At 39.6% G+C, this 14,823-nt stretch carries 9 protein-coding genes; 4 read left to right on the forward strand and 5 right to left on the reverse strand.

What is annotated here, in order from left to right:
* The first annotated feature begins 43 nt into the window (after positions 1-43).
* On the forward strand, positions 44-1,042 hold the full coding sequence (locus ACKVEV_RS19955) for an acyltransferase family protein (protein WP_409367947.1): 999 nt from the start codon (positions 44-46) through the stop codon (positions 1,040-1,042).
* A 502-nt stretch (positions 1,043-1,544) separates the two neighbouring features.
* Here ACKVEV_RS19955 and ACKVEV_RS19960 read toward each other — a convergent pair.
* Genes ACKVEV_RS19960 through ACKVEV_RS19970 form a run of 3 tightly spaced genes read right to left on the reverse strand, consistent with a single transcriptional unit; the run spans position 1,545 to position 4,889 of the window.
* Positions 1,545-2,246: a hypothetical protein gene (locus ACKVEV_RS19960; protein WP_409367948.1), complete on the reverse strand. Its 702-nt coding sequence runs from the start codon at positions 2,244-2,246 to the stop codon at positions 1,545-1,547.
* Positions 2,247-2,272: 26 nt separating this feature from the next.
* A complete protein-coding gene (locus tag ACKVEV_RS19965) occupies positions 2,273-3,454 on the reverse strand; it encodes a DHHW family protein (RefSeq protein WP_409367949.1) in 1,182 nt (393 codons plus the stop codon).
* Between the two features lie 10 nt (positions 3,455-3,464).
* On the reverse strand, positions 3,465-4,889 hold the full coding sequence (locus ACKVEV_RS19970) for an MBOAT family O-acyltransferase (protein ID WP_409367950.1): 1,425 nt from the start codon (positions 4,887-4,889) through the stop codon (positions 3,465-3,467).
* A 601-nt stretch (positions 4,890-5,490) separates the two neighbouring features.
* Between ACKVEV_RS19970 and ACKVEV_RS19975 the strand changes: the two genes are divergently transcribed.
* The 3 genes from ACKVEV_RS19975 (at position 5,491) to ACKVEV_RS19985 (ending at position 12,439) form a co-directional block, all read left to right on the forward strand.
* Positions 5,491-8,595, forward strand: a complete 3,105-nt coding sequence (locus ACKVEV_RS19975) for an S-layer homology domain-containing protein (protein WP_409367952.1) — start codon at positions 5,491-5,493, stop codon at positions 8,593-8,595.
* Between the two features lie 173 nt (positions 8,596-8,768).
* Positions 8,769-10,262: an S-layer homology domain-containing protein gene (locus ACKVEV_RS19980; RefSeq protein ID WP_409367953.1), complete on the forward strand. Its 1,494-nt coding sequence runs from the start codon at positions 8,769-8,771 to the stop codon at positions 10,260-10,262.
* Positions 10,263-10,600: 338 nt separating this feature from the next.
* Positions 10,601-12,439, forward strand: a complete 1,839-nt coding sequence (locus ACKVEV_RS19985; protein ID WP_409367954.1) for a glycosyltransferase — start codon at positions 10,601-10,603, stop codon at positions 12,437-12,439.
* 93 nt (positions 12,440-12,532) lie between these two features.
* Here ACKVEV_RS19985 and ACKVEV_RS19990 read toward each other — a convergent pair whose 3' ends face one another.
* Complete coding sequence (locus ACKVEV_RS19990) at positions 12,533-13,789, reverse strand: HlyD family secretion protein (RefSeq protein ID WP_409367955.1); 1,257 nt, start codon at positions 13,787-13,789, stop codon at positions 12,533-12,535.
* A complete protein-coding gene (locus ACKVEV_RS19995; RefSeq protein ID WP_409367956.1) occupies positions 13,786-14,463 on the reverse strand; it encodes a hypothetical protein in 678 nt (225 codons plus the stop codon). Before ACKVEV_RS19995 ends, ACKVEV_RS19990 begins: the two co-directional genes overlap by 4 nt.
* Positions 14,464-14,823: the final 360 nt, after the last annotated feature.

Consider the following 14,823-nt stretch of genomic DNA (forward strand, 5'->3'; position numbering starts at 1 on the left):
TATGACATGCTTAAAAGAGAGAAAGTATTAGGAGAATGTTGTAGTGATAAAAGAATGGGATTTACTACGTGTGGTGGCATGCCTATCTATTTTACTATTGCATACATCATCGTGGATTATTATGGAGGTTGGGGCAGAGCCGGAGCAGCAGTTTTACTTGTTTTTACGCATTGCACTTTGCTATGCAACACCGACGTTTATCGTGCTATCCATTTTAATATTGTCGAATCGTTATCGTGAGCGACTACCGAGTAATTTTTGGTCGAGTCGTCTTCAATATATTTTTGTGCCTTTTTTAGTATGGGCTTTTTTAGATGCGTTATTAGTCGAGTCGATTTATCGAAAAGGTTTGCTGTGGGACAAGTACTATCATAACGTAGTGTCTGGTGAGTTTGTCGGCTGGTTTGTCGTCGTCATTATGCAACTATATGTGATTATAGCGCTGATGAAGCGGTTTAAGTGGTCGATCGCTTGGTTTTTACCTATTAGTGTGTTAATTACACTTGTGCATCATGCGGTCATTCAGTTACCATATCCTATTTTTGAGGACAATGTGATGGTAATTCGTTTACTATTTACAGGCTGGCTTGGCTATTTTGCTGTGGCTTATGCACTCGGTGTTTATTATGAACAGATTGCGGAGTTAGCAAAGAAATACCGCGGTGCAACTATAATATTTGTGTTGCTATCTATGGTGTTCGTATATATTCGTGTACAACTTGGCTACACAGAAGTGCATTCAAGACGACTTGATTTAGTGCCGCTTGTGGTAAGCATTGTACTTTGTGTAATCGCCTGGGGACAGTTGCTGCCATCGACGAAGGTCGTTCGTCTCATAAGTCAATATGCCTTTATGATTTACCTTATCCATTGGGAAGTGCTACGCCTATCTACAAGTTGGTTCGTGACGCATTTTGACAGCACCATAACGCGTGTTCCACTGCTTCTGCTATGGACGCTTGTTGTGTGTATCGGACTGACAAAGCTGTTGTCATTCCTACCATTTAGCCAATATGTTGTTGGCAAGCTGAAGAAACGTTAAAAGCAGTGATTTCTATAGTAGAAATCACTGCTTTTTTGTAGTTGGTAGTGTGCCGCGATTCGCGGGTAGATTAGGATGAATCGCGGGTAAACCTGAGAGAATCGCCGATAAATCCGAGCGAATCGCTGATAGAACCCCGAGAATCGCGGGTAGACCCGTGCGAATCGCGGGTAGACCTGAGCGAATCGCGGGTAGACCTGAGCGAATCGCCGATAAACCCGAGTGAAACGCTGATAGAACCTCGGGAATCGCCGATAGACTCGTGCGAATCGCCGATAAACCCGAGTGAAACGCTGGTAGACACTAGAATCGCCAGTAAATTCGTGCGAAACGCCGATAGAACCTCGGGAATCGCTGATAGACTCGTGCGAAACGCCGATAGAACCTCGGGAATCGCCGATAGACTCGTGGAAATCGCCGATAAACCCGAATGAATCGCTGGTAGACACTAGAATCGCCACTAAATTCGTGCGAAACGCCACCAAGCCAGTGGAAAACGCCACTAACACAGTGTGAATCGCCACAAAACTTGTGCGAAACGCCACAACCCGGAAGAAATCGCGGGTAAACCTGAGAGAATCGCCGATAAATCCGAGCGAATCGCTGATAGAACCCCGAGAATCGCGGGTAGACCCGTGCGAATCGCGGGTAGAACCTCTGGAATCGCTGATAAACCCCTTGGAATCGCCACTAAATTCGTGCGAAACGCCACCAAGCCAGTGGAAAACGCCACTAACACAGTGTGAATCGCCACAAAACTTGGGCGAAACGCCATCAAACCCGTGCGAAACGCCACAACCCGGAAGAAATCGCGGGTAAACCTATGCGAAACGCCGATAGAACCTCGGGAATCGCCGATAGACTCGTGCGAAACGCCGATAGAACCTCGGGAATCGCCGATAGACTCGTGCGAAACGCCGATAGAACCTCGGGAATCGCCGATAGACTCGTGGAAATCGCCGATAAACCCGAGTGAATCGCTGGTAGACACTAGAATCGCCACTAAATTCGTGCGAAACGCCACCAAGCCAGTGGAAAACGCCACTAACGCAATGTGAATCGCCATCAAAGCTGAGCGAAACGCCACAACCCGGAAGAAATCGCGGGTAAACCTGTGAGAATCGCCGATAAACCCGAGCGAATCGCTGATAGAACCCCAAGAATCGCGGGTAGAACCTCGGGAATCGCCGATAAACCCAAGCAAATCGCTGATACCCCTTGTGCTACTTTTTACTCCGGCATTAATTTTAAATTACGATCATTGTAGGCAAGAATAACATAGTCCGGTTGCATGCTTTGCAGATAAGGAATGATATCTTTCTCTAAATAACGTAAGTCTAAAATGGTTAAAGTTTTAAAGTGACTGGCTACATGAAATTGGATGGTGTTAAAGTATGAATCTTTAATGACGACGAGGTGCTTATCGCTGTCATAGTTTTTATTGACGATTGTGAGCTCGGCAAAGTCACGGCTGTAAGCTTCGGCGTAGTTCACGACTGTATCGGCACTCATTTGTTTGGCGCGACCGTACACTGCTTCATACGGTGCAGTGACGCCATCTTCAATCGTACCGTCGTAAATTGTAAATTGTGATGCGAATGAGTCTGGCTCGTTGTAACAGATTTGTTCATCATTATCGACGGTCATATACAGAATTTTATTCCATGAGCCAGCGAATTGATTTGGTAAACAAAATGTCTTCTCTTCATCATATGGAATGGGTGCTATCGTTTCGCCAAGTCGTTCGCTTAGTGTGTGAATAAGTGCCTCATAACCAGAGTACGCACCACGGATTGTCCAGTGATGATCGGTTTTATAGAAGTTGCGCTCCGCAGAAAAATCATCCTGCATTTCATCATAAAGACGAACATTGTCTACGCCAGCAGCTGTGACCAATTCGTGCAGTTTTGTATTGTTGGCAATCCCCGCATCTTCAGGCATATAGCTTGGACTAGGCTCACGTGAGTAAGTTGCCTTTGCGGGTAGTGAGTAAAAGGTAAACGGAATATTTCTTTCTGCTAGCCCCTCGCTTAAACGCTGTAAATCAGAGGCAAAGGAAGCTAGCTCATCTTCCGGTTTGGCTGCGGCTGGCTTGGAAATAATCCAGCCGCTTGTATCATCTACTGCGTACTTATCGTTTAAATACGTTTTGCCTACAAGGCGCTGGAAATTAACGTAATTACGCATCCATGTATCACGTGCAGGAAACTGATCGGAAATATAGGTTTCGACCTGTTTGGACCAATCACCTGAAAAGATTTCCTGTGGACTAGGCGTGATGTTGGCAGATGCTAATGCACGGTTTTCCATTTCTGATTGCGGGCGATCCACAGTTAATACGTGCACGACGAAGCCACCGAAAATGATGCAAAAAAATGTAATTGGTAATAGATACGTTTGAATTTTTCGCATGATGTCCCACCTAAAATCTAAAGTAAATGAATGGATTATGTGTTGCGTTCACTAAAAACATCGTAATGAATAACAAAAGAGCACCATAGTAAATGGTTTGCGCAATGCGTAGGCTCCAGTCAAATGACAGGGAAGTGCTAGCCTTTTGCTCGCTCCAGTTGTGATAAATCTTATAAATCGGCATCGCAAAAATAATAGCGATAACAAAGTAAATAGCATAATCCTTTGTCAGTAAAATCGTTTCATAATTGTACAATGGAGCATCTGTTAGCCCAAACATTGTTTTGATAAATGCAAACGCGTATGTAAAGTCATTCGCTCTAAAGAAAACCCAGCCAATCATGACAATAATCAGAATATACATATGTCGTAATATACGTGGGATACGCGTTAACCATTTCAGCAGTACCCATTTTTCCAGGCAGATTAATAGCCCATAGTAAAAGCCCCATGCCATAAAGGTCCAGCTAGCCCCGTGCCAAAAGCCAGTTAGTGTCCATACCACAAGTAAATTGCGATATAACTTCCATTCGTGGCTTACACGACTACCACCGAGCGGGAAGTAGACATAATCTCTAAACCAACTGCTAAGTGAAATATGCCAGCGACGCCAGAAGTCTGTAACAGATTGTGCTATATACGGATAGTTAAAGTTTTCTTCAAATTTAAAGCCAAAAATACGAGCTAACCCAATAGCCATATCACTATAGCCTGAGAAGTCGAAGTAGATTTGGAGGGAGTAAGCTAAAATCCCAATCCACGCAGTACCCGTTGTTAAATCCCCACCAGATAAGCTAAATACATGATCAGCTATTTCACCCATTGGATTGGCAATCAGTACTTTTTTCGCCAAGCCTTGCACAAAGCGGCGTGTCCCAATCATCCAATCTTCTGAAGTAGCAAGACGTTTTTTTATTTGCTCAGCGACTGTTTGATAGCGAACGATAGGTCCGGCAACGAGCTGCGGAAATAAAGTAATGAACAGTGATAAATCCAAGAAATTGCGCTGTGCTTTGACGTCTTTGCGATAAACATCGATGACATAACTGAGTGCTTGGAACGTGTAAAACGAAATTCCAATTGGCAGTGGCACAGCCTGCCATTCAATCGGTTGCGCTAAATAATTGTTAAGTATATCTACGAAAAAGCCCGCATATTTGTAGTAGCCTAAGATCGCTAAATTACTGACAATGACTAACCAAAGGAGCGTTTTGCGCTTCGATTGTGAAGCGGTGTTTTCAATAACGATACCGAGCACATAATTGAGCACAATGGATAACATCATTAAAAGCACATACTTCGGTTCACCCCAAGCATAGAAGAACAAACTGGCCAACAGTAAAATCGTATTGCGTAACATCTTCGGTGAGATGAAGTACAAAATAATTACTAATGGCAAAAAGACATATAAAAAAATAAGACTACTAAATACCATTTCTGTCAAATCCCCATCTCTGTAAATGATAGAACTTCTTAAATCGGATAGAATGTCGCGAATTGCTGGTAAACTCGGGCCAATCGCCGATAGAATGCCATAAATCGCCGGTAGACTATAGCGAATCGCTGATAGAATGTTATAAATCGCCGGTAAACTCAGCTATACCGCGGATAGGAGCTCAGTAACTGCAGATAGAATAAAGTCTACTTATCTAGATTCTGGTTTCCAAAAAAACTTAATCCATTTTTCCAAGGGAATAAATGAATAAATTACCTATATTATTGTAACGTAAATTCATGAATTGTTCACTATTCCATTAAGAGGGTAATTTGGCTTAGTAAAAAAAACCTGGAAGGTAAAAAGTCTCAGCGACTGTGGGTAAATTGGTATATTTTATGCATAAAATCTATGTTTTCTACCTAATTATTGGATGGAATCTAATATATATATTAACTAATATTTGTATTTGTAACCAGTAAAGTATTACCGTTACCACATCTTTCATTCCAGATATTTCACATGGAAATATATGTTCTACTTCTCTTATAATAGAATCGTAGTCATAAAAGTGGCTAATTTATCTAGGAGGTTTTTAGACATGAAACAAAAATATAGCAAATGGGTTGTCGGCGCAGCGTCAGCAGCTCTAGTAGCATCAGCAATTGTACCAGTAGCTAGCGCAGCAAGCTTTTCTGATATTGAATCAAGTGATCACAAGGACGCTATCTTAGCATTAGCGGACGCAAACATCGTAGGCGGATACCCAGACGGTACTTTCAAACCGAACGCAGTGGTAACACGTGGTAACGTAACAAAATTCTTAGGTAAATGGTTAGTATCAGAAGGTTATGAAATTCCAACTGATTACAAAACAGAAGCTCGTTTCACTGACCTTCCAACTACAACTCCTGACCAAGAATTATTACAATATGCAGCACTTGTTAAAGACGCTGGCGTATTCAAAGGTTCTAACAACAAATTAATGCACACAAACAACATGTCTCGTGAACAAATGGCAGTAGTATTAGTACGTGCTATCAACACTGTTTACGGTGTAGATTTAGTAGCAGATTACAAAGAATCTGAATTCAAATCTGCAATCACAGACTTAGACAAAACGACAGCAACTGAAAACCGCGAAGCTATCATCGCGTTAGAATATGCTGGTCTTACAAACGTTAAAGCGTTCAACCCTAAAAACTCTTTAACTCGTGGTCAATTCGCATCATTCTTAAACCGCACAATCACTAACGTTGGTGAAACTGCTTTAACTGTTAAAGAAGCGAAAGCTGTAGATGCAACTACATTAGAAGTAACTCTTTCTGATGACACTAAACATACTGTAAAATTAGAAACTCCACTTGAAGCAAACAAAGCTACTAAAGTAGAGTTCGAAATCGAAGGTAAAAAATATTCTGCTGAAGTTACATATGAAGTAACTGAAGTTAAAGTAGAAGCAGTAAAAGCAGTAAGCTCTAAATCTATCGAAGTAGTATTCAACCAAGCAGTTGACTTTACAGCAGCAGACTTCACAGTAAACAAAGGTACAGTGAAAGCGAACGTAGCTTCAGTTGCTCTTTCAGAAGACAAAAAAACAGCTACAATCGAATTAACTTCTAAATTAACTGAAGGTGAGTACACAGTTACTGTAGCTCAAAAAGATGCTGATGCATTAAAAGGCTCTGTAAAAGTAGAAAACGAAAAAGTAGCTAAACTTGACGTATTATCTGACGTTGCAGCATTCACTAGCACTGCTAAAACTGCAGCAACTGTAGGTGTTAAAGTTTCTAACCAATATGGTGAAGACATCACTAAATTAAACCACTCTGACGTAACTGTAACAGTTGCTGGTGCAGCTACTGCAGGTTCATTAAATGCTGATGGTACATTAAACCTTACTTTAGCTGCAGGTGCTAAAGAAGGCGATAACGTTATCATTACTTTAGTACACGCTAAAACAGGCGTAACTGCTCAAACAACAGTTAAATTATCTGCTGTAGCAGCTATCTCTGAGATCACTTTCGGTGAACTTTACAACAAAGACGGTAAAACATTATCTCAAGATACAGATTTATCAAAAGATAAATTCTACTTACCAGTAACTACAAAAGACCAATATGGTAACGTAGTATCTAACTTAACTACTATCAACAACGAAGTTTTATTAACAAACTCTAACCCAGGTGTTGTTACATTAAGCGCAGTAAAAACTGTAACAATCAACGGTAAAGAAGTAAATGTAGTAGAAGTAACAGGTACTAACCTTGCAGGTACTTCTAACCTTATCGCTGTTTCTAAAACAACTGGTAAAAGTGCAACTACTACTGTAGCTGTAGCTGAAGGTGTTAAACTTTCATCTGTATCAGTTTCTGCACCAACAGAAGTATTATCTGCTAATAAGGATGCTTTCTTCCCATTAACAGTTGTTGATACTCAAGGTAAAGAAATTAAAACATTAAAAGAATTAGCTGCTGTTAAACAAGATACATTAACTGAATCAGCTGGTTACGACATCGTAGAAGTAACTGGTAAAACTGGTTTATTTGTAAAAGTTCCAGCTAACAAAGTAGAAGCTAACAAAGCTGTAACAGTTGTTGTAACAACTTTATCAGGTAAAGTATCTACTCAAACTATCGTTGCAAAAGCTGAAGCAAAAGCAACTGTAATTACTGGTTTATCTTCTAAAGTAGCAACTGCTCTACGTGCTAAAGACACTAACGGTGTAACAGTTAAAAACACTGACTTAGTAGTTGAAGACCAATACGGTCAAGTTATTACTGATACAACTGTATTAGGTGCTATTCAATTTGAAGCATCAGTTGAAGCAGGTTCTGCAAGTGAAAAAGCATTCGATGTAACGAATACTTCTAACACTTCAGCTAAAATCGTTGCTAAAACAGGTACTACTGAAACTTCAGGTAAAGTAAGCTTCAAATTATTAGATGGTGCAACTCCAGTTGAATCAAGTGCATTAACAAAAACATTCTCTATCGTTTCTGATGCTCAATTTGCTTCTTACACTGTAGAAGATGTTCCAACTATCTATGCTGATGCTACTAACGGTAATAAAGTTGTAGATGCTTACAACAAAGCTATCGTAGTAAAAGCTAAAACAGCTTCAGGTGAAGTAGTTGAATTAACAGAAGGTACTGACTTCACTGTAACTGGTAAACCAGCTACTGGTGACGTGGTAACTTTTGCAGATAAAGAAACTACTGCTAAAAAGACAGTAACAATCACAATCAATGCAACAGGTGAAGAGTTAACGAAAGAATTAACATACTCTAACGTTGCTCCAAAAGTTGCTAAAGTACAAGTTGTTAAAGAAGGTACTGCAGCTGCTGCAGTAGCTGATTCAACTAAACTTGAAGAAGCAAAAGCTGTTGAATTCACATCTGCAGCTGCATTTAACTTAACTGGTTTAGCTACATTAGTTGACTTTGTAGTAACAGACACTTATGGTGTTGCTGTAGCTGCTGATGAATCTGCTGGCGTAAAAGTAACGCTTGCTGATGGAACTTTAGTAACTGCTAATACTTTAACTTTAACAAAAGTATCTGGTGATGTAGAATTTGCTAACAACGGTACATTAACTGCTGAAGTTTCTAAATTCACTGCTGGTTCTGAATTCAATGCATTAGTTAAATTCGGTGGCGTTGCTGGAAACCTTGTAAAAGTAACTGCTACAAACGTTTTAAACTAATATAAATAAGTACTAATTTCTTAACAATTAGCTACTATGTAAACTCTAGTCGAGCAATCGGCTAGAGTTTTTTGTTTATAAAGCATGACATCTATGGGAGAACATGAAACTTTTCCTATTAATCCCACGTATTATCATAGTATGATAGATAAAATGTGTAGGGGGTTGAGCGGATGAAGCGAAACAGTTTATTTCATGGGGCAATGGTTGCGGCATTAGCGACAAGTGCTATTGTCGTGGTGCCGACAGCGCAGGCGGCTGAAGGGTTTAGCGATGTGGATATGTCGAAAGAGTATGGTGCAGCGGTAAAAGATTTAGCCGGGCGAGGCATTATTAATGGTTATGCAGATGGTACGTTCAAGCCGTTTGCGGATGTGACACGTGGACAAGTTGCTAAAATTTTAGCGAACTTATTGGCGCTAGATACGCAAAATGTGGTAGATCCGAAATTTACGGATGTTCAACAAAGTGATGAATACTATGGCGCGATTGCGGCATTAGCCAGTGAAGGAATTGCTTCCGGTTTTGCGGACGGTAGTTTCGGTATAAATCAAGCCATTACAAGGGAGCAGTTAGCGACGATGTTAACGGCTGCTTATCAACTAGTAAATGATACAAATGATTGGACACTACCGTTTACAGACATTGTGAAATATTCTGATGCCTATTATGCGGTTGGTCCTTTGTTTGAACACAATATTACAAAAGGAATTACAGCGACTACATTTGGCTTAAAAGAAACAGTGAAGCGTTCGCAGCTAGCCTTATTTATTCAGCGCATTGAAACGATGCAAGCAAAACGTGTCATGCAAAAGTTTTCTGCTCGTGATTTAGGTGCAAGTCAATTGGATGCTTATTCTTATGACAATGTTGCGACAGATGGTGAACATGAATTTTTCAAAATTCACCATACAACGAATGGCATAGCGGTGGAGGCATTGCGAGAAGGATCAGGCTACTTTATGTTGATTGGCTACAATATCGATCAGGATGAAAACTATGAGGTCGTCGAAACCCAAAAGTATAAAGTCGTTGTAACCGAAGTTGACGGCAAGCTTCAGCTTAATTGTCAGCAAACGGATGAAATAACACCTGGCACAGCACTGTTGTTTGAAGAGGAGTTAGGTTTTGATCCAATTCATATTCAATTAACGACTGCTAAAGGTTATGACGTGAGTGAAAAAGTCTTTGTGTATCAACCATTTAATTTTGATGGTTGGGAGCAAGAAAGCATTCCGCAAGGCGGCAATTACGAGTTGAAGTTATTGCAAGCAGGGGACTATATCGCGACATTGTCTGATGATAAAGGCCATTCCGTGCGCGTAGGCATTCGAGCGGAAACGGATGGCTATGATATGTACACGTCAGCAGCTCTTGAAAAAAGTAGTGCATTTATTGCAACGAGTGACATTGGCTTTACCGTAAAAGATGTAAGTATTGAGCAATACACTGGGGCAATGATTGATGACAAAATTGTAGATGTTGAACATTCAGCTGACGGTGTAACGCTGAAAAAAGTAGGCAATGGAGATGCTCTTTTTGCCATTCGCCTAAATGGTACAAATGGTGAAAAATTATATGTGCACGGCATGATGTACGAGTTATGCGGAATATCATCCATGTACTATGAATTAGCAACACAGCAAGATATGGAAAATGCATGGTGAATCGCGGATAAGCTCGTGCGAATCGCTGATAAAACCCAGGGAATCGCGGGTAACCTTTGAGAAATAGCTGATAGAACCTTAGGAATCGCGGGTGACCCAGGTGAATCGCCACGAAAACTTCGGGAATCGCCACAAAAACCATGGGAATCGCCACTAACCTTGGAGATATCGCCAAATACTCATGATACCTAATTAAAGCCTTTTGTATGGTAATGCTTCATTTAACCATACGAAGGGCTTTTTATCGTAGCTGTAACATATTTTGTGAAATATGAATATGGATAGAACGATGACTAATTTTCCTCATTTTATAAATATGTCCGATAAGGGAGGACGCTATGAAACCCCGCATTTTAATTGCCAGTCCTGTGCGACAAAAGCCTTCTATTTTAGCTTATTTTCTATTTTCACTTCAATCGTTAGAGCAACAAGAACTTGAGGTGGATTTTTTATTTATCGATGATAATGACGATCCGCAATCAACGGAGCTTTTAGCATTGTTCCAATCCAAAATCGAACGCGTAACAATTTTCAAAAATGATCAAAATAATGACCTATATATGAAGGATGAACATACTCATTATTGGACAGATTCACTTATTGAAAAGGTCGCCAAAATGAAAGACTCTATTATTGAACATGCCATCCAATTACAATATGATGGATTGTTGCTGATTGATTCTGATTTACTATTGGTTCCAAATACAGTACAAAACTTATGGAATGAACAAAAAGATATTATTTCAAATATATTTTGGACGCAATGGCATCAAAATGACGATGCGCTACCACAAGTTTGGATGATGGATGAATATACGTTATATCAAATAAATAATGGAGAAAAATTAGATGCTATTGAAATCGCTAATCGAACTTCCGCTTTTTTAGAGATGTTAAAAGTACCGGGTGTTTACGAAGTTGGGGGGCTAGGGGCTTGTACATTAATAAGTCGACAAGCACTTTTAAAAGGTGTGCGTTTTAAGCAGTTAAAAAATTTATCTTTTTGGGGGGAAGATCGACATTTTTGTATTAGAGCTTCCGCTTTGGAAATACCGTTATTCGTCGATACTCGTTTGCCTGCATTTCATATTTACCGGGAATCCGATTTACTCGGAGCGGAAACATTTAAAAATGAAGTGATTATCCCGTATAAAAAAAACGTAACAGTTAGTTTATGTATGATTGTTAAAAACGAAGAACAAGTGTTAGCTCGGTGTTTATCTTCCTTACAAGGATTAGTGGATGAAATCATTATTATTGATACAGGTTCCACCGATAAAACGAAAGAAATTGCTAAGCACTTTACTAATCACATTTATGATTTTCAGTGGGTCGATGACTTTGCAAAAGCACGCAATTTTTCATTTAGCAAAGCGACAAAAGATTATATTTTATGGCTAGATGCAGATGATGTTTTACAGGAAAGGGAAAGACAACGTTTTTTAAATTTAAAAAAAGAGCTTGCGAATATTGAAGCAGATAGTGTAATAATGGACTATTTTTTAGCAGTCGATCAGCATGGCAATCCGACATACAGTGTGAAACGAAACAGGCTCGTAAAACGTTCTTGTTATTTTAATTGGGTTGGGGCAGTACATGAATACTTGTCCGTCCATGGCACTGTTATTCAAAGCAATATCGCGATTACACATCGCAAAGAACAAGCGCACACAGATCGTAATATGAACATTTATAAACAGCGCGAAGAGCAAGGAAAGCCGTTTTCTGCACGTGATTTGTTTTACTATGGAAATGAATGTAAAGATCAAGCGTTATACGAAGAAGCGATTGAAAAATACAAGCAATTTTTAGCTACAAAACAAGGATGGATTGAAGATGAAATCGCTGCGTATTTAAATTTAGCAGACTGTTATGAAAAGCTAAAAGCGCGGGATAAACAGTTACATTTTTTAGTTAAACCATTAGCCTATGGTATGCCACGCCCAGAAATTTGTTGTCGCTTAGGTGCGAGGTTTTTGCAAGATGAACAATATGAACAAGCCATCTATTGGTATGAACAAGCGACATTCGTGAAAAACAAGGCTATGCAAGGGAATTTAGTTGAACATGCAGCTTGGACTTGGCTTCCGTATAGTCAATTAGCTGTTTGCTATGAACGACTTGGACTGCAGGACAAAGCAGAAGAATATCGGTGCCTGGCACACGAACAATTCTGAATTGTTCGCGTGCCAGGCACTCACACAATTCTCACACAATTCAACAGCAAAAAAGTGTTAGCGTGACAACAGTCACGCTAACACTTTTGCTAATTAAAAAATAATATATTTAACGTAATCTTTCCAACCGACTTCTTTGAAATGGTGCCAGTCAATTTTTTTCACAGGCATTGAACAGAAAGTACGGGCTAAAATATTGCGCTTGTCATTTGGCAGCATTGGTGTGCCTTCATCGAAGTAGCTTGTAAAAATGGTTGAATCTTTTGTTGTAAAGGCAACATCAATATCCTCAAGACGGATTTTTCCATCCTCATCGATAATATAAATGCTCTTAGCACCTTTTACTTTTTTGACCCAAGAAGACTTCACTTTATACGCATCGAAAGCTTCATTCACGACAATCGAAGCTTGGCCAACTGTTGAAAACGGAATATTTTCTAATAAATCATCCTGCTGTAACGTTACTTCATAATTCGTTGGCTGCGGTAGTTTCGCTGTTTTGGCTAATTCATTTGCCCATAGTGTGTCTTCATTTGTTGCAATCATTTGCTTTTCAAGGACAACACCAGTTAGCTCATCTTTAACATGCTGTAAGTCAATATCGACCCTTTGCCCAGCCGCAACCTTTTGCCATTCATCTTCCGATAAGTAAGCAAGCACTGCTTTTTCTGTAGAATAAATTTCAAAAGTTACGGTGCCAGCTTCATCCGTTATATTAGAAATAACGCCGTCAACTGGGCTTATAACACCTTGGCGCGCCTGAATTTGTGCAATTTGTGCATCCAAGACCGCAATTTGACGAGTAGTCTCGGCAATATGGCGATTTAAAATAGCTACTGCCGTAGAAGGTGTATTTTGCTGAGCTAATTCTAATTTAACTGTGACATTTAATTTATCGCTAATTTGATCGGTATTAATAGAACTTTTAGGATTAGCTTTACTGCCAAAATCGGATTCCACGTCGGATAAAGCAGATTCTAAATCGCTTAATTCGCTTTCATAAGCATCACGTTCAGCCTCAAGCTTCGTTAACTCATCGTCAACTTCCTCTGTCTTATAAGTAGCAAGTAAATCTGATGCTGTAATGTTCTGTCCTCGCTTCACATTTACAGCGGACAAGCTTTTGGCATCTGCCGCAATTGTATACGTTTGTGCGGGTGCAACAATAGCATCCTTTTTCACCGTTTCTACGCGGTCACCAGTAGTAGCTCGTTGAAATTCATCGACGAAATACGAACGTGCTACTTTACTATTGTCTTTGAAAACGAAAAAGGCATTGACGCCAACTAGTAGTGCTATCACGATTATACTAATGCTAGTCCAAGGTCTGGATTTAATAAAGCGCATCATCCTAACCCCCTTGTAATCCATTCTTGTAGTGGTAATACGCTAATCAGTCCAACAAAAACAGCCATTAACACTTGCAGTACAATAATTTTAGCTAACAGTGCTTTACGATCGGACGCTTCCTCCCACTTGGAAAGGAACGTAAAGTGCACAATAATTGTGAGCACAGTTGTGACGGTTAATTGATTAATAATAAATAACACAACATCCTTATCGAATACTTGCTGAACAGCAGGGGCAAGTGACAAGAAGGAGAACGTTGTAGAGTAGCCAACTGCGTAGAACACGGCAAATAAAATCGTCTTTTCAATCAGTAAAAATGCCATCACATACAGTTGCACTTTTTGAATCCATTTATAAGGTATGTCCGTTAATAAATATAAAATATATGTAACGCCGTAATAGTGGAAGCAATAATAAATAATTCCCCAAACAATGGCTCCGACCATTGACAGCAAACGGGCTGTATAATATTCATCTTGCTGATTCATTGCAAATAAAGATGTTAAGCTTTCAGTGCCCATTCCCCAAAACTCTCGTATCGCAAAAAGGAGCATAAAGAGTATGAAAACCGTGATGGCTCTTTTTTTATAGCCTCTTATTTCTCCTGCTTCCATAGCCTGTGTAAAGATCGTGGGGTGCGTTAAGCTATGCCAAAACTTGTAGTGATAAAACATATCTAGCTCCCTTTCTAGTAAATTAAATATTAAAGATGTAGTATACACCTAGTTTCACATGAATGACATAGTATAAATGCTAGTTTTTTTAAGGAATTTTCTCAATATCGCGGGACTTTTATGAGCTAAAAATTTACCGTCCGATGCGGGATAAATGCGTCTACCATAATTATATAGTATTCTAACAATAACTTCCTTTAAAAAGTCTATTCTATCTAAAAATAGCAATTATCTGTAAGTTAGTAAAGGAAGTTCGTGAGTTTACGAGAATAGCTTGAAATCAAGTGATGATTACCGATACTTAATATAGTAGATTCGCAATAAATGATACATATCTATGTTCCTATATAACGTAATCAG

The organism is Lysinibacillus sp. 38-6 (genome assembly GCF_046245175.1).
GTDB lineage: Bacteria > Bacillota > Bacilli > Bacillales_A > Planococcaceae > Lysinibacillus.